Here is a 15138-nt window from a genome sequence, read left to right on the forward strand (position 1 = left end):
CGTTGGTGAGTGAGGACTTACGAACGAGCGTCACTTGAGTCCGGTGGTGGCGATGCCGCGCATGAAGTGCCGCTGCAACGCCAGGAACACGATCAGGACGGGAACGACGACGACCACGGCTCCCGCGAGCAGCAGCCCGTAATAGATGCGGTTCTGCCCGATGGCATACAGCGCCAACGCGACCGGAAGCGTGTACTTGTCGTCGGTGGTCGCCACCACGAGCGGCCACAGGAAGTTGTTCCACGAGCTCAGGAATGTCAGGATCCCCAGCGTGGCCAGGGCCGGTTTGCACAGCGGCAGCACGACCCGCCAGAAGATCCGCCACTCGCCGGCGCCGTCCACGCGGGCGGCCTCGATCAGGTCGTCCGGGATGGACAGCAGGAACTGGCGCATCAGGAACACCCCGAACGGGCCGGCCAGGAACGGCAACACCAGGCCCGCGTACGTGTTGGCGAGTCCCATGTTGCTGACCAGCACGAACTGCGGCACGAAGGTCACCATGCCCGGCACCATGAGCATGCCCAGCACGGTCAGGAACAGCGCCCGCCGGCCCGGGAAGTCGAGCTTGGCCAGGGCGTAGCCGAGCAGCGAGCAGAACAGCAGGTTGCCCGCGGTCACCAGCACGGCCACGATCGCCGAGTTGGCGAAGTACTGCGGGAAGTCGAGCCGGTCGAACAGCTCCCGGTAGTGGTCGAGCGTCCACGTCGACGGCCACCAGGTCGGCGGCACCGAACGGATGTCGGCCTCCGGCTTGAACGACGACAGCAGCATCCACAGGAACGGGCCGACCACCGCCAGCAGGCCCGCGCACAGGATCGCGTACAGGGAGATCTTGGCCACGCGGTCTCTAGTCATCGCGGTTCCCCAGAAGCCGGAACTGCAGCACGGACAGGGCGACGATGGCGACGAACAGCACGTACGAGGCGGCGGCCGCGTAGCCGTAGTTGCCGAACCCGAACTGGTTGTAGATGTGGTAGCTCACCGACAGGGTCGAGCTCAGCGGCCCGCCCTGGGTCATGACCAGCGGCTCCTCGAACAGTTGCAGATAGCCGATGCCGGTGATGACCGCCCCGAACAGCAGGGCCGGCCGCATGAGCGGGATCGTGATGCGGCTGAACTGCTGCCACCGCCCCGCCCCGTCGAGCCGGGCCGCCTCGTACAGGTCGTTCGGAATGCCCTGCAGCGCCGCCAGGAAGATCACCATGAGCGAGCCGAAGTTGCGCCACGCCGCCATCACGATGATCGAGCCGAGCGACGTGCTGGAGTCGCCCAGCCAGTTCGGGCCCTGGATGCCGACCAGGCCGAGCAGGTTGTCGACCAGGCCGGCCTCGGGGTCGAGCAGGAACCGCCAGATCACCGCGATGGCGACGATGCTGGTGACCACGGGCAGGTAGAAGCCGACCCGGAACACCGCGCGGAACCGGATCAGGCCCGAGTTGAGGCCGTTCGCCGCCGCGAGGGCCGCCACGATCGTGAGCGGCACCCCGATGACGACGAAGACGAGCGTGTTGACGGCCGAGCGCAGGAACAGGTCGTCGGAGAACAGCCTCGTGTAGTTGTCGAGGCCGACGAAGTCGACGGCCAGCGGCGTACGCAGATCGGTTGCTCTCATGTCCGTGACGCTCATGACCAGCGAGGCCACCACGGGCAGCAACGCGAACACGAGGAACAGGACCGTGAAGGGCGCCGCGAAGGCCCAGCCCGTCCATTTTCTCCGCCGTTTGCGGATCGCTTCGGGCGCGGCGGTCACCGGCCGCTCGGCGAGGGCCGTCACGATCCGGTGCCGATGGAATCAGCCTGGCTCTGCACCGCCTTCAGCGCGGCCGCGGGGTCGCTCCCGCCGACGCACACCTTCTCGGCCTCGGTGTCGAAGGTCGCCGCCACCTGGGTCCACGACGGGAACGTGGGCGGCGCCTTGGCCGACTTGAGCTGCTCGCCGAACACCTTGAGCATCGGGTCGTTGCTCAGCGCCGAGTCGTCCCAGGCCGACTGCACGGCCGGCAGGTCGCTGACCGCCTGGTACCACTTGGCCTGCACCTCGGGCTTGCTCAGCCACTGGATGAACTTCCAGGCGGCGTCGCGGTTCTTGGCGTCCTTGAACACGGCGATGTTGCTGCCGCCGATGAACGAGGTCGACGACTGCCTGGACGGCATCGGCGCGACCGCGAACTTGCCCTTGACGCCCTGCTCGTTGAGGATCCCGACGTGCCACGGGCCGGACATGAAGGCGCCGATCTCACCCTTGGCGAAGGCCGGTTCCAGAGCGCCCTGGGGCAGGTCGTTCGGGGCCAGCTTCTCCTTGAAGAAGGACTGGTAGTAGGTCAGCGCCTCGGTCATCTGCGGGGTGTCGAACGTGTACTTGTCGTCGGAGGCGATCTCGGCGCCATTGGACCAGCCGAACGGCAGGATCGACTGCCAGCTGCCGGTCTTGCCCGGCTGCAGGTTGATGCCCCACTTGGCGCCGGCCTTGGTCTGCATCGCCTTGGCCATGGCCTTGAGGTCGTCCCACGTCTTCGGGCCGTCCGGGTAGCCGGCCTTCTCCGCGAGATCAGTGCGATAGAAGATGCCGCGGGTCTCGACATACCAGGGCACGCCGTACGGGGTGTCGTCCACGACCGTGGTGTCCCAGGCGCCCGGGAAGAACGAGTCTTTCTGGAACAGGTCGGTCGGGGTCGGGTCGAGCGCGCCGGTCTTGGCGATCTCGCCCTGCATCGTGGTGCCGATCATCGACACGTCCGGGGTGGCCTTGGCCGCGATCGCGCTCGTGATCTTCTGCCCGGCCGAGTCCCACGGCACCGCCGTCACGCTCACTTTGGCGTCCGGGTTCTCGGCGGTGAAGGCCTTGGCGAACTCGCCCAGCTTCTCGCCCTCGGTGCCCATCGCCCACACGGTGATCTCGCCGGTGGCCTTGCCCTCGGCGACACCCTTGGCGGACTCCTCGCCGCCGCCGGAATCGCGTCCGCAACCGGCGGTCACACCGGCGATCAGGGCCGCGCTCGTCGCGACGGCCAGCCATCGTTGTCTCATGGATGCACCTCCTCGTGCACGCCGCAGCTGCGCCGGATCACCACCTCGGTGGCGAGGATCCGGCGGCGGGCGGCGGTGTTCTCCAATGGGGGTTCGTTGATGCGGCGGTTCAGCCAGCGGGCGGCCGTCGCGCCGAGTTCACGCATCGGCTGCCGTACGGTGGTGAGTCCCGCGAAACGCGCCGCGAGCAGGTCGTCCCAGCCGGTCACGGCCAGGTCCCGCGGCACGTCCAGACCGGCTTCCTCGGCCGCCAGCAGCACACCGAGCGCGGCCTCGTCGTTCGCGCACACCACGGCGTCGGGCCGGTCGGCCAGGATCTGCCGCGCGGCCGTGCGCCCAGAGTCAAGATCAAGCCCGTTTCCCCGTACGAGGGAAAGCAGCGCGTCGGTTCCCGCGAGCGCCGCTCTGACGCCCGCGAAACGCCCGGCGACGTCGGACGAGCCGTCCGGATCGCCGAGAAACGTGATCGTCCGGTGCCCGTGCCCGAGCAGGTGCTCGGCCAGGGCCTTGGCGGTGTTGGTGTTGCCGGCCCGCACGGTGTCCACGCCGTCGACGGGATCGCGGGCGAGCAGCACCATCGGCAGCCCTGTGCTGGCGATCCCCCGGACGACGTCGTCGCCGACCGTGCGGCCCATGACGGTGAGCCCGTCGACGCGGCCCGCCAGCTCGCGGACCGCGGCCTCGGCGTCCGGGCGGCCGTTGGTGGCCAGGATCAGCACGCTGCTGCCGAGGCTGCCCGCGGTGGCCTCATAGCCGAGCACCACCTCGGCGTAGTAGGGCCCCACCAGGTCGGGGAACACGATGCCGTTGGCCGCGTGGCGCCCTTCGGCCAGCGACCGGGCCGGCCGGCTGGGCGTGAACTGAAGCTCCCGGGCGGCGGCATGCACCCGTTCCCGGGTCTCGGGCGTGACCAGGTCGGAGTCGCGCAACGCACGCGACACGGTGGCGATGGACACGCCGGCCCGCTGGGCGACCTGATAGATGGTCGCCTTTGAAAGCGCTTTCATCGCCATGGCGGCAACGTAACCCCGCGGTAATACCGCCGAAACCCGGAGCGCCGCCGTATTCACGATCAGCGATTAGCCCCAAACCCCCCGCAAGCCCCTCGGCGTCGCCGGGCGTGCCCTGCAGGGAGCCTTCGCGGCGCTGCTGGCCCCGGCCGCGCTGTCGCTGATCGCGGTCACCTTCACCGACGCGTCCGAGCGGGCCCGGGCCTTCGGCGTCTACGGTGCGCTCCGCTGGTCACCAGCGTGGGCACCAAGCGGCTCCTGAGCGGTGGTATCGGGGTGACCCTGGCCGGGACTCTGGTGCTCGGCCTGATTCAGGCCTCGTCCGGCTACCTGGTGGTCGTGCTGCCCGCGATGGTGTTGACCGGGGCCGGGCTCGGGCTCTTCCTCGTGGCGCTGCCCAACGCCGCCCTGGCCGGCATCGATTCCGCCGACACCGGCGTGGCCAGCGCGATGATCAGCGCGACCCAGCAGGTGGGCGGCGCGATCGGTCCGGAGTTGCTCAACACCCTCTATGTCTCCGCCGTGGTCGGTCACTCCGGGGTCCACGGGTATCGCGTCGCGTTCCTCGGCGGGGCGGCGCTGTTCGTGCTCGCGCTGGTCGCGGCCGGGCTGCTCATCCGGTCCCGGCGTGCGGCCGGCTCGGCTGAGCCGGCCGACTGATCCCGGCCGTGCCTGTGATCCGATGCTGGTTGAGCCCGCATCCGCTGAGCGTTGAGGCCGGCCGGCGCGCCGGCATCGAGCCTTCCCACGCCGTCCTTCGTGGCCGGGCGCAAGACATCGCGTTTGTCGTGACCAGCGCGACCGAGGTCGACGCCGCCTCGGTGCGGACCGCGCTGACCCTGCGCCGGGCGTCACCTACGAGTCGGCGGGCACCCCGGTGGGACGTCCGTCGTATCGGTCGGCGATCGCTGTCAACCGCTTGGTGTGGGTCGGCCAGTCGGTGGCGGACGGCATGTTGCTGTGGCGCGGCAGCAGGCCGACGGAACCGTCGAGCTGCTCGCGGAGGATGTCGGCGTGGCCGGCGTGGCGCTGCAGGTCGGCGGTCTTGTGGACCATGATCTCGTGGAGCGTGACGGCCGCGCCGCCCCAGTGGGCGACGTGCCCGACCGTTTCCAGTGTCAGGGTGTCGATGGTCTCGTCGGCGAACGCCTGGACGCGACGGTAGAGGTCCGTGATCCCGGCGGCGGTCTCCGTCTCGGTGGCGTACCAGCCGGCCAGCGGGTCAGGGTCGTCGGGGGACACCAGTTCGTCCGGTGTGGGCCATGTGCGGCCGAAGGTAGGGCCGAAGTAGATCACCTCGGTGTTCAGCGCGTGCTTGACCAGGCCCAGCAGGTTGGTGCCGGTCGGCGTGAGCGGCAACCGCTGCTCACGCTCGGAAAGTCCGTCCAGCTTCCAGAGCAGCACATCGCGTGCCCCTTGGAGATAAGTCTTCAACACATCCTTGGGTGCGGTGACCATCCGGCCATCCTGCCAGGCCGGTACGAGCCGTCAGCCGGAGCGCACCCGAGGAGCGGACAGCTGACCGGTGAGGTCGTTGGTAGTCTGCCGCGGTGCCGATCATCGTCCGTCTCGTTGACCTGCCGGGCATGCCGTGACCGCCGGTCCGCGCCGCGCTGTGCGGGCGGTCATCCTGGATGAGGACGACCGGATCCTGCTCTGCCGGTTCGTCTTTCCCCACCCGGCGGTGCCGGCGGCGGCGACCGCTGTCTGGGCGGCCCCCGGCGGCGGCATCGAACCCGGTGAGGAACCGCTGACGGCACTGCGCCGGGAACTGCTGGAAGAGACCGGTCTGGCGATCGGCGCCGATCCACCCCACGTCTGGCACCAGGAAGTTGCGGCCGTCGACCGTGCACCCGCCATCGTCAACGACTACTTCCTCGTCCGCGCGGCTCATTTCCAGCCCCGCGGCGAGGTGGCCGACGAGCAGCTCGTCGCCCAGGAGAAGCTGGACGGGTTCCGGTGGTGGCACCTCTCGGAGATCACCGGATACCAGGGATCCGAGCTGTTCTCACCCCGCGACCTGGTGACACCGTTGACGGCACTGCTCACGACCGGGACGCCCGACCGGCCGGTCCCGCTCGGCCTCTGACGAGCTCCGGAAGCGCACGGTCGATGCCACCCCCGCCACCGGCGGCGGCTCGGGTAGCGTCGCCCGGGTGGATCTGGAAGTGGAGGGTGAGCGCTACCGCGGTGAGCTGCGCGTGCACTGCTACCGCATGCTCGGCTCCTTCGACGAGGCGGAAGACCTCGTGCAGGAGACGTTCCTGCGAGCCTGGCGCGGCCGCGACACCTTCGAAGGGCGGTCGTCGCTGCGGGTCTGGCTCTACCGGATCGCCACCAACGCGTGCCTCGACCACCTCGACGGCCGGAAGCGGCGGGTTGTTCTGCCGCACCACGTGGGGCCGCCGTCGGCCAGTTTCCACGAGACGCGGGCGGTGCCGGCCGAGGTGACCTGGCTGCAGCCGTTTCCCGACCACCTGTACGTCGCCCCGCGTGACCAGGAGCCCGAGGCCGCCGCGGTCGCCCGGGAGACGCTCGAGCTGGCCTTCCTCGCCGCCATTCAGCATCTGCCGGCCCGCCAGCGCGCGGTGGTGATCCTGCACGACGTGCTCGGCTGGCCCGCCCGGCAGACGGCGGGCGCGTTGGACGGCACGGTGGCGTCGGTCAACAGTGCTCTGCAGCGGGCCCGGGCCACGCTGCGCGAACACCTGCCACCGGGCCGGATGGACTGGGCGCCGGCCGCACCGCCCAGCGACGAGGACCGGCGGCTGCTGCGGCGCTACATGAGCGCCGTCGAACGCGGCGACCTCGACGAGATGGCCGGGCTGCTCGCCGAGGACGTGCGGACCACCATGCCCCCGTACGCGGAATGGTTCCTCGGCCGCCCGTCGGTGCTCGAGGCCCTGTCGCTGAGCTGGAACCCGGACGGGCCGGACTACGTGGGGGAGTTCCGCGTGGTGCCGACCGCGGCCAACGGCCAGCTGGCGGCGGCCACCTACGTGAGGCCGCCGGGCGCTCCGGCGTACGCCGGCTTCGGGATCGGGGTCGTCACCGTGGAGCGCGGCCGGATCAGCGAGATCACGGCCTTCCACACGCCGTCGCTGTTCGCCGTGTTCGGGCTGCCCGATGAGTTTTCGGCGCCGCTACCGTCGTTATGACCATGGCAAAACTTCTGTACTCCGCGACCATGTCCCTCGACGGCTTCATCGCCGGGCCGGACGGCGACATGACCTGGATGACCAAACTGCCCGAGACCGGCCCGCACGAGGTCGCCGACGGGCTCTGGCAGCAGATCGGCTCTCTGCTCACGGGGGCCCGCACCTACCACGGCAACGACCCGAACGCCGGCACCGACCAGGAGGGCGCCTTCAGCGGCCTGTGGTCGGGCCCGGAGTTCGTGCTCACCCACAACCCGCCCGCGCAGGCCACACCGGGCAGCACGTTCGTCACCGACCTGTCGACGGCGGTGCAGGCGGCCAAGGAAGCGGCCGGCGACAAGTACGTCTGCGTCCTCGGCGCCGACGTGGCCGCCCAGTGCCTGGAGGCCGGTCTGCTCGACGAGATCCTGGTGTTCGTCGCCCCGGTGCTGCTGGGCGACGGCACGCCGCTGTTCCGTCAGGCCGGCGGCACGTTCGTGGCGCTCGACGAGATCTCCTCGACGGCCGGCCCGACCCCGACGATCTGGTTGAGCGTACGCAGGTAGGGCAGCAGCGGCAGCCGTACGCCGGCGGTCGGGATGCGGCCGTCGGCGTGCAGCGCGGCCTTGATCACGGTGGGGTTGGGCTCGGCGAACAGGGCCAGCGACAACCGGGCCAGCCGGTGCCCCAGCGCCGGGTCCCACATCGAGACCAGGGACGCGTAAGCGCTGGTCTCGATGTGGGCCGAGGCCAGGATCCCGCCGTGCGCGCCCAGCGCCAGCAGCGGTGAGATGAACGCGTCGTCCCCGCCGAGGATCGCGAAGTCGCGCGGCGGGTCGGCCATCAGCGCGATCACGTCGGCGTCGATCCCGCCCGCGGCCAGCTTGATGCCGGCCACCCCGTCGATGGCCGCGATCCGGCGCAGCGCGTCCACCGACAGCGTCTGCCCGGTGCGGTACGGCACGTGGTAGACGACCAGCGGCACCGCACTGCGGGCGGCCACCGACGACAGGTAGGCCACCACCCCGTCCTCGCCCGGCCGCACGAACGGCGGCACCAGGGTGAGCGCCGCCGCGGCCGACGCGGGCACCTCGTCCCCGCCGACGATCAGCGGGGCCGAGCGATCACGGGCGACCCGGGTGAGCAGGCCAAGAACCGACGACCGCTCGGCCGGGGACAGCGCCGACGGCTCGGCGGTGGTTCCCAAGGCGACCAGCCCGGTCGCGCCGGCGTCCAGGCAGTCGTGGGCCAGCTGTTCCAAAGCGGTCAGGGCCACCGAGCCGTCGGCGGCGAACGGGGTGATCAACGGGACGTACAGGCCACGGAGAGTCATGCCGGTCACGGTCCCAGCCCCGTACGGGAAGGTCTATTTAATTGTGCTCGGCCACCGTTAAGCAGCGCTGAAATATGCGGCGCACGCGATGTTGTCCGTCGCGCCGGCCTCGCGGGCGGCGGTGACCAACCGGTCGACCACCTGTTGAGGGCCGGCCGCCGCGACCAGAGCCGCCTGCAGGTCCGCGCGCGGCACCACCGTGTGCAGGCCGTCCGAGCAGAGCAGATACCGGTCGCCGGGCAGCGCCGTCCGCAGCGCCAGGTCGGCCTCGACGCCGTCACCCGCGCCCAGGGCCCGCACGAGCAGGGCCCGCCGTTCGTGCCCGGCCGCCTCGTCCGGTGAGAGTCTGCCCTGGTCGACCTGGGTCTGCACCCAGGTGTGGTCCTGGGTCAGCAGCGTCATCCCGCCGTTGCGCAGCAGATAGACGCGGGTGTCGCCGACGTGCACCAGCGCCAGCCGGGACCCCTGGCGCACCAGCGCGGTCAGCGTCGTCGCCGGTTGGTCGGCCGGGGACAGGGCCCGGATCGCCCGGTCGCCGGCCTCCACCGCGTCGGCGAGGTCCCCGAGCGAGGCGCCCGCCGCCTGCTTCAGGGCGTCGATCGCCGCCTCGGCCGCCGCGCCGCCGAACGGTCCGCGGACGCCGTCGGCCACGGCGACCAGGTCCGGCCCCGCGTACGCACGGTCCTCGTTGTCGTCACGCGTCGTGCCGGGGTCGGTCGTCGCCGCGTACAGGAAATCGCTCATGCTCTTGTCCTTTCCGGACAGGTGCCGAACGAGGTCGGATGTCAGTCGCGCCCGGGCGGCCGTGTCGGCGCGGACCTGGCGCCAGAAGACCTCGACCGCGGCCGCCGCCTCGACGGGCGGCAGCGAGCACACCGTGCGGATCTCCTCCAGCGGCATGCCGATCGAGCGCAGCCGGCCGATCAGATGCGCGTGCCCGAGCTGCGCCTCGTCGTAGTAGCGGTAGGCCGACTCGGCGTCCACGGCGGCCGGGGTCAGCAGGCCCATCTCGTCGTAGAGCCGCAACGCCTTCGGGGTCAGCCTCGCCGCCCGGGCGAACGCCCCGATCGTCAGCAGAGCCACAGCGACATCCTCCTCGTGCCGGTCACCGCGACCGGCACCCGCCACGCTGGGCCTTCCCCCAAGGTCAAAGTCAAGGTCCCGCCGTACGGGCGTTCAGCCGCGCCGCCCGCAGGGTCAGGTACCGCTTCTCCGGCTCGCTGGTCGTCGCCGCCGCGGCCACCCGGTAGGCGGCGGCCGCCCCCACGTCGTCGCCCGCGAGTTCGAGCAGGTGAGCCCGCGTGGCCGCGACCCGGTGATGCCCGTCCAGCCGCGCCTCCAGCGCCGCCACCAGGTCGAGACCCGCGGCCGGCCCGTCCACCATCGCCACCGCGATCGCCCGGTTCAGCGCCACCACCGGGCTGGCCGTCATCCGTTCGAGCAACCCGTAGAGCGCGACGATCTGCGGCCAGTCGGTGGCGGTCACCGAGGGCGCGCGATCGTGCAGGGCCGCGATGGCCGCCTGCAGCTGGTATTCGCCGACCTGCCCGCGCCGGAACGCGGCGTCGAGGATCGCCGTGCCCTCCTTGATCAGGTCGGCGTCCCACCGGGATCGGTCCTGCTCGGCCAGGGGCACCAGCTGCCCGCCGGTTCCCGTGCGGGCCGGGCGGCGCGCGTCGGTGAGCAGCATCAGCGCCAGCAGCCCGGCCACCTCGCCGTCTTCGGGCCGTCGCTGCCACACCATCCGGGTCAGCCGGATCGCCTCGGCCGACAGCTCGACCCGGTGCACGGCGTCGCCGCTGCTCGCGTACCCCTCGTTGAAGATCAGGTAGAGCACCCGCAGGGCGGCCGTCAGCCGGGTGGCCGACGAGTCGAACGGCACCCCGCGGATGCGCTGCTTGGCCCGGCTGATCCGCTGGCCCATGGTCGGCTCGGGCACCAGGAACGCCCGCGCGATCTCGGCCGTGGTCAGCCCGCCGACCGCCCGCAGGGTCAACGCGACCGCCGCGGCGTCGCCCAGCGCCGGGTGGCAGCACATCAGCAGCACGTCGAGCGTGTCGTCCCGGTCGTAGGCGGCCCCGGCCGGTTCGCGCAGCGCGGCCGTGATCTCGCGGCGGCGCCGGGCCTGCTCGCCGCGCAGCTGGTCGAGCATCTTGCGCGTCGCCGTCTGGATCAGCCAGCCGCGCGGGTTCTCCGGTGTGCCGTCCACCGGCCAGTGCGTGGCCGCCGCCAGCAGGGCTTCCTGCACCGCGTCCTCGGCCGCCTCGAAGTCGCCGAACCGGTGGGTGAGCACGCCGACGACCTGCGGCGCGAGGGCGCGCAGCAGGTCGTCGATCCGGTCCGGGCCGCTCACCGCTCGGCGGTCAGCGCCTCGAAGTCGGAGTCGTCCATCACCCGGCGCACCCCGATCGGCTGCTGCAGCGGCACCCCGCCCGGCCCCGGCACGGCCGACACCTTGGCGGCGATCTCGAACGCGCGCTGCTCGGAGACGACCTCGACGATCTGGAAGCCGGCCAGGAACTCCTTGGATTCGGGGAACACGCCGTCGGTGACCACGGGCGGGCCGCCGTCGCTGGTGACCTCCCGGGCGAACTCGGGCCCGGTCAGCGCGTGCTGGTCGACGAGCTCACCGCTGTCGAGCAGTTCCTGGCGCAGCGCGCCGTAGTAGTCCATGTGGGCCTGTACGTCGGCCGGTTTCCACTCGTCCATCGGCGTCTCGACGGCGCCCGGGCGGTGATCGACGATCAGGATGTACTTCGGCATGTCCGGCTCCACTCCTCGTTGGTCACTCTCACCCCCTGAACGGGGCCGGCCTACGGATTTCGACAGTCTCCCCGGAGAATTCTCGGACTTTCCAGGTCGGAGTGGTCGATGAGGACGTCGGCCCTGGTCCGCGGGTCGCAGGCGGCGAAGTAGAGGCGCTGCCCGCCGACGTAGCGGGCCTGGCTGGGATGTGCCGGGTCGGGGTGGGAGCCGTCGCGGGCGGCCATCCGCGGCACGGTCACCTCGAACGGCGCCTCCAGGAAGACCGTGAACTCCCAGAGCCCGCGCAGCTCGTCGCGGTGCAGGAACAGGCCGTCGACGATCAGCGCGGCGCCGGTGGGTGCGGTCTCGGGGCAGGGTGTGTCCACGCTGCGGTGGTAGCGGCGGTCACCGCCGGGGCCCAGGGGCAGCAGCACCCGCTCGATCAGGGCGGGGTAGTCGTAGCTGTCGAGCCAGAACCCCTCGGGGGAATGGCGACCGCGCTGATGGCGTACGGGAGCCGGGTGGAGAAAGTCGTCGGCCGAAACCTGCACGACGGGGCGGCCGCGGTCGTTCAGGCTGCGGGCCAGCTCACGGGCGAAGGTCGTCTTGCCGACGCCGTCCACCCCGTCGACCGCCACCCGGGGCGCGCCGGGCGGCAGCAGGGCGGCGACGCGGTCAGTCGTAGTAGAAATCGGCCGCCTCCGCGGTCCGCGACGGCTTCTTGATGCCGGACGACTGGCCGTGACCGGAGAACTTCGTGGTCATCTTGACCGTCTCCTTGGCGACGATCTTGGCGTTGACGATCGTCACCCAGCCGTTGGCGTCGGTGGTGGCGCTGAACTCGGCATCCGGCCCGAAGATGCTGAACACGATGATGCTGGGCGCGCCCAGCGGCAGGAACTCGTCGGTGTCGGCCGGGTTGGGGTCGAACGTGCCGGCGAACGTGTTCGGGCCGGTCCGGCGCACGGTCTTGATCGCGCCGCTGAACGCGGCCAGCCCGACCGGGTCGGTCATGTCGACGCGCAGGTAGCTGTCCTTCTTGAGCTTGGCCATGTCCAGGTGCACCCAGCGGCTCTCGCCGGGCTCCTTCTGCCAGAGGTCGTCGCCGATCACCACGGTCTGCGTGGTGTGCGGGTTGACGCCGCCGGTGTACTTCATGGTGGTCTGCATCTTCCTGGTGCGCCGGTCGTAGGCGCCGGTGCCGGTGACCCGCTGCTTGTCGGGCAGCTGGCTGTTCACGCTGTATTTGTAGGTGGCGTTGTGGGTCTTGCGCAGGGCCGCCTTGAAGACCTCGGTCGCGTCGTCGGTCGCCGGGTCGGGGGCCGCGCTCCCGTCCGGGGCCGGGGCGCCGCTGGCCCCCGAGGCGGGCGACACGGCACGGATGCCGACAGTCGGCACACCGCAGCCGGCCAGCAGGGCACCGGCCGTGGTGAGAACGAGCAGGGCTGAGCCGTAGCGCTTCAAAAGTTTCCCCCCGTTGAGCGAAGCAGCCCGGAAACCCTAAACGATCTCCGCTCGCGGTGAGACCCCGTGAACCCGTCCGACGTGCGCAAAGTGGTCGATCCCATACCGCGGATCTGCGCCGGCGGCCGTCCAGCTAGCGCTGCATCACCCACACCGGCAGCGGATCGCTGATCTCGTTCACCACCTGCCAGCCGGCGCGGCGGTAGAACTCGACATTGGCCGGGTTGCTGGTCTCGAGCACCGCGGGCAGCCCGTCGGCGGCGGCCCGGTCGAGACCCGCATGCATGACGGCCTGGGCCCAGCGGCGGCCCGTGAAGTCGGGGTGGGTGCCGAGCACGCCCAGATACCAGAACGGGCCCGCGGGCAGGGCGGCGTGCACGGCCTCGTCGTACTGCCGGACCCGTTTGAGCTCGGCCTCGGGCAGCTCGGCGGCCAGGTTGTCCGACGGGTGGTCGACGTCCGGCGGCTCCCAGATCGCGGTGGCCGCGCCCTGCTGGATCGTCCAGACGGTGCGCCGGTCGACCCGCTTGTCGAAGCAGACCCCGAAAAAGGCTTCCGCGTACGCCGGGTAGGTCGTGTCGTCCGGGAACAGGTGCCGCAGGACGGGATCGTTCACGAACGCGGCCACGAGGGCGCCGACAATCGCCGGACGGTCCTCGGGGCGGGCAACGGTGATCACAAAATCCGAGCCTAGACCCGGACGGCGGCCAGCTGGGTCGCCTGCGCCACCAGCGTGTCGGCCGAGTCCCACACCTCGACCACCTCGTCCATGCGCCCCGACGTGATCTCGCTGGAGGTCATGACGAAGCGCAGCGGGCCCGGGGCGGGCAGTCGCCGCACGTAAGCGGTCAGGCTCAGCGTCGGCGCCCAGCCGGTCACGCCCAGGGTGAGCGAGATCGGGGGAGCGGGGTCGGTCGCGATCAGCAGGCTCAGCGGGTCCCAGTCGTCGCCGCCGGTGAGCCGCAGCCACCCTGCGGTGCGGCCGTCCTGGGCGGGCCGGCCCACCGCGAACCCGAGGCAGGCCGGGTCGAGGCGGTGCTCCACGAGGTCGAGCAGCGGCACCGGGAACGGGGAGCCGGGCGCCTCGCTGGGCAGCCGCATGCACTCCTCCTCGGGCGGCAGCGCCGGCGGTTTGGCCCGGCCCCACCACGGCGCCGCATCGTCGAGCACACCCTGGGTGACCAGCGCCTCGGCGCACGGAACGCCCTCCTGCTCGAGGCGGGCCCGGAACATGCCGGCCGTACGCCCGGAGCGCAGCGGCTCGACGGTGACGGTGGCCCGCCCGGGGGCGGGTGGGCGCAGGAACGTCGCGCTCATCGACACCAGGTGGGGGAGCTCGGCGCTGCGTGCCACGGCCCGGCCCAGCAGGGCCATGATGTAGCCGCCGTGCAGCTTGTCCCCGACCGCCCACTGCGGGTCGAGGTCGGCCTCCAGGGCCCCGTCGCCGGCGACCAGCGCGGTCGCCTCCGTGAAGGTCTTCATCGCCTTACCGTGCCCTAGGATCCGGGCGTGTACAAAGCGATTCTGCTTGACGTGTTCGGCACACTTGTGGTCGACGACGATTCCCCGTACGTCTCGCAGCTCGCTGATCTGGCCGGTGTACCAGCCGCTTCGGTCGCCCAGGTCTGGGAGTCCCACCTGTGGGCCGCCGCCGACGGCGCGCACGGTGTCGGCTTCCGTACGCTGGCCGACCTGGAATCGGCGTCCCTCGCGCTGACGGCCGCCCACTTCGGGTTCGTGCTGCCGCCGCGCCCGGTTCCCCCGGCCGCGTTGTTCCCCGACGCCGCGCCTTTCCTGGCCGCGCTGTCGGTGCCCGTGTGCCTCGTTTCGGACGCCGACCGCAACCATCTGGTTGGTTTGCTGGCCTCGTTGGGCGTGACCGTCGACCACGTGGTGACGAGCGAGGACGCCCGCGCCTACAAACCCCGGCCGGAGCCTTTCGAGATGGCGTTGTCGCTGCTCGGCCTTACGGCGGCGGAGGTGATCCACGTGGGTGATTCGCCGGCGTCCGACCTCATCGGGGCGCAGGAACTCGGCATCGCGACCGCCTTTGTCGACCGCAGCGGTTGCGCTGTCCTGCCGCCCGGCGTGCGGCCCACGGTGACCGTCAACCGCCTGACCGATCTGCTGCCGCTGTAGGCGGTTCCCTGACCCGGCCGGACCGCTATGCTGACGCGACCGGTGACCACAGTGGAGTGGCGAGGTGAGTGGAGACACGTTCAGCGGCAGCTCCACCGTCCGCCGCATCCAGCTCGGGGTCCGGCTGCGTGATCTGCGGCTGACCCGGGGCCTGAGCCGCGCGGAGGCCGGTTACCGCATCCGCGCGTCCGAGTCGAAGATCACCCGCATGGAGCTGGGTCGCATCGGCTTCAAGGAACGGGACATCGCCGACCTGCTCACGCTCTACGGCGTCTGAACCAGC

18 protein-coding genes and 1 pseudogene are annotated in these 15138 nt (G+C 71.2%); 6 read left to right on the forward strand and 13 right to left on the reverse strand.

What is annotated here, in order from left to right:
• Nucleotides 1–30: 30 nt before the first annotated feature.
• From JIG36_RS11110 to JIG36_RS11125, 4 genes are read right to left on the reverse strand one after another with little or no spacing between them, the layout of a single operon-like run.
• Nucleotides 31–855, reverse strand: a complete 825-nt coding sequence (locus tag JIG36_RS11110; RefSeq protein ID WP_203376018.1) for a carbohydrate ABC transporter permease — start codon at nt 853–855, stop codon at nt 31–33.
• Nucleotides 848–1774, reverse strand: a complete 927-nt coding sequence (locus JIG36_RS11115) for a carbohydrate ABC transporter permease (protein WP_307872668.1) — start codon at nt 1772–1774, stop codon at nt 848–850. Before JIG36_RS11115 ends, JIG36_RS11110 begins: the two co-directional genes overlap by 8 nt.
• A complete protein-coding gene (locus JIG36_RS11120) occupies nt 1771–3027 on the reverse strand; it encodes a sugar ABC transporter substrate-binding protein (protein WP_203376019.1) in 1257 nt (418 codons plus the stop codon). The genes JIG36_RS11115 and JIG36_RS11120 overlap by 4 nt, the downstream gene beginning before the upstream one ends.
• Nucleotides 3024–4040, reverse strand: a complete 1017-nt coding sequence (locus JIG36_RS11125) for a LacI family DNA-binding transcriptional regulator (RefSeq protein WP_203376020.1) — start codon at nt 4038–4040, stop codon at nt 3024–3026. Before JIG36_RS11125 ends, JIG36_RS11120 begins: the two co-directional genes overlap by 4 nt.
• Before the next feature lie 237 nt (nt 4041–4277).
• On the opposite strand from JIG36_RS11125, the gene JIG36_RS11130 reads away from it, so the two are divergent.
• Nucleotides 4278–4697: an MFS transporter gene (locus JIG36_RS11130; RefSeq protein WP_203376021.1), complete on the forward strand. Its 420-nt coding sequence runs from the start codon at nt 4278–4280 to the stop codon at nt 4695–4697.
• 195 nt (nt 4698–4892) lie between these two features.
• On the opposite strand, the gene JIG36_RS11135 is transcribed toward JIG36_RS11130, so the two are convergent.
• Nucleotides 4893–5495 (reverse strand): DinB family protein, encoded by a 603-nt coding sequence (locus tag JIG36_RS11135; RefSeq protein ID WP_203376022.1) that lies wholly within the window; start codon nt 5493–5495, stop codon nt 4893–4895.
• A 133-nt stretch (nt 5496–5628) separates the two neighbouring features.
• Here JIG36_RS11135 and JIG36_RS11140 point away from each other — a divergent pair, with 133 nt between their 5' ends.
• The 3 genes from JIG36_RS11140 to JIG36_RS11150 all read left to right on the forward strand — a co-directional run bounded on the left by JIG36_RS11140 (nt 5629) and on the right by JIG36_RS11150 (nt 7740).
• Nucleotides 5629–6126, forward strand: coding sequence for an NUDIX domain-containing protein (locus tag JIG36_RS11140; protein ID WP_203376023.1), 498 nt, complete (start codon nt 5629–5631; stop codon nt 6124–6126).
• 67 nt (nt 6127–6193) lie between these two features.
• Nucleotides 6194–7195 (forward strand): sigma-70 family RNA polymerase sigma factor, encoded by a 1002-nt coding sequence (locus JIG36_RS11145; protein WP_203376024.1) that lies wholly within the window; start codon nt 6194–6196, stop codon nt 7193–7195.
• A gap of 2 nt (nt 7196–7197) precedes the next feature.
• Nucleotides 7198–7740 (forward strand): dihydrofolate reductase family protein, encoded by a 543-nt coding sequence (locus tag JIG36_RS11150; protein WP_203376025.1) that lies wholly within the window; start codon nt 7198–7200, stop codon nt 7738–7740.
• Here JIG36_RS11150 and JIG36_RS11155 read toward each other — a convergent pair.
• From JIG36_RS11155 to JIG36_RS11190, 8 genes are all read right to left on the reverse strand, one after another.
• The gene (locus JIG36_RS11155) at nt 7653–8507 is read right to left on the reverse strand and encodes a dihydrodipicolinate synthase family protein (protein WP_203376026.1); all 855 of its coding nucleotides are present in this window, start codon (nt 8505–8507) and stop codon (nt 7653–7655) included. The two genes, JIG36_RS11150 and JIG36_RS11155, sit on opposite strands and share 88 nt — an antisense overlap.
• A gap of 57 nt (nt 8508–8564) precedes the next feature.
• Complete coding sequence (locus tag JIG36_RS11160) at nt 8565–9590, reverse strand: MerR family transcriptional regulator (RefSeq protein WP_203376027.1); 1026 nt, start codon at nt 9588–9590, stop codon at nt 8565–8567.
• Between the two features lie 70 nt (nt 9591–9660).
• Nucleotides 9661–10860 carry an RNA polymerase sigma factor gene (locus JIG36_RS11165; protein WP_203376028.1) on the reverse strand — a complete coding sequence of 400 codons (1200 nt, stop codon included), beginning with the start codon at nt 10858–10860 and terminating at the stop codon, nt 9661–9663.
• Nucleotides 10857–11270 carry a YciI family protein gene (locus JIG36_RS11170; protein ID WP_203376029.1) on the reverse strand — a complete coding sequence of 138 codons (414 nt, stop codon included), beginning with the start codon at nt 11268–11270 and terminating at the stop codon, nt 10857–10859. The genes JIG36_RS11165 and JIG36_RS11170 overlap by 4 nt, the downstream gene beginning before the upstream one ends.
• A gap of 50 nt (nt 11271–11320) precedes the next feature.
• The gene (locus JIG36_RS11175; protein ID WP_203376030.1) at nt 11321–11890 is read right to left on the reverse strand and encodes a nucleoside/nucleotide kinase family protein; all 570 of its coding nucleotides are present in this window, start codon (nt 11888–11890) and stop codon (nt 11321–11323) included.
• Between the two features lie 37 nt (nt 11891–11927).
• A complete protein-coding gene (locus JIG36_RS11180; RefSeq protein ID WP_203376031.1) occupies nt 11928–12716 on the reverse strand; it encodes a hypothetical protein in 789 nt (262 codons plus the stop codon).
• A 133-nt stretch (nt 12717–12849) separates the two neighbouring features.
• Entirely contained in the window at nt 12850–13395 is a 546-nt protein-coding gene (locus JIG36_RS11185; protein WP_203376032.1) for a GNAT family N-acetyltransferase, read from the reverse strand.
• Nucleotides 13396–13406: 11 nt separating this feature from the next.
• Nucleotides 13407–14198: a thioesterase family protein gene (locus JIG36_RS11190; protein ID WP_203376033.1), complete on the reverse strand. Its 792-nt coding sequence runs from the start codon at nt 14196–14198 to the stop codon at nt 13407–13409.
• A gap of 27 nt (nt 14199–14225) precedes the next feature.
• Here JIG36_RS11190 and JIG36_RS54005 point away from each other — a divergent pair, with 27 nt between their 5' ends.
• Together JIG36_RS54005 and JIG36_RS11200 are read left to right on the forward strand one after the other, a co-directional pair.
• Nucleotides 14226–14855, forward strand: coding sequence for an HAD family hydrolase (locus tag JIG36_RS54005; RefSeq protein ID WP_203376034.1), 630 nt, complete (start codon nt 14226–14228; stop codon nt 14853–14855).
• 64 nt (nt 14856–14919) lie between these two features.
• A pseudogene (locus tag JIG36_RS11200) lies at nt 14920–15129 on the forward strand (helix-turn-helix domain-containing protein); the annotation flags it as partial.
• Nucleotides 15130–15138: the final 9 nt, after the last annotated feature.

The sequence above is a fragment of the Paractinoplanes ovalisporus genome (assembly GCF_016834655.1).
GTDB classification, from domain to species: domain Bacteria; phylum Actinomycetota; class Actinomycetes; order Mycobacteriales; family Micromonosporaceae; genus Actinoplanes; species Actinoplanes ovalisporus.

Coding starts and splice junctions, on each gene's coding strand:
- JIG36_RS11190 (WP_203376033.1), bottom strand. CDS start 14,198: ATGAAGACCTTCACGGAGGCGACCGCGCTGGTCGCCGGCGACGGGGCC.
- JIG36_RS11135 (WP_203376022.1), bottom strand. CDS start 5,495: ATGGTCACCGCACCCAAGGATGTGTTGAAGACTTATCTCCAAGGGGCA.
- JIG36_RS11150 (WP_203376025.1), top strand. CDS start 7,198: ATGGCAAAACTTCTGTACTCCGCGACCATGTCCCTCGACGGCTTCATC.
- JIG36_RS11125 (WP_203376020.1), bottom strand. CDS start 4,040: ATGGCGATGAAAGCGCTTTCAAAGGCGACCATCTATCAGGTCGCCCAG.
- JIG36_RS11110 (WP_203376018.1), bottom strand. CDS start 855: ATGACTAGAGACCGCGTGGCCAAGATCTCCCTGTACGCGATCCTGTGC.
- JIG36_RS11170 (WP_203376029.1), bottom strand. CDS start 11,270: ATGCCGAAGTACATCCTGATCGTCGATCACCGCCCGGGCGCCGTCGAG.
- JIG36_RS11155 (WP_203376026.1), bottom strand. CDS start 8,507: ATGACTCTCCGTGGCCTGTACGTCCCGTTGATCACCCCGTTCGCCGCC.
- JIG36_RS11120 (WP_203376019.1), bottom strand. CDS start 3,027: ATGAGACAACGATGGCTGGCCGTCGCGACGAGCGCGGCCCTGATCGCC.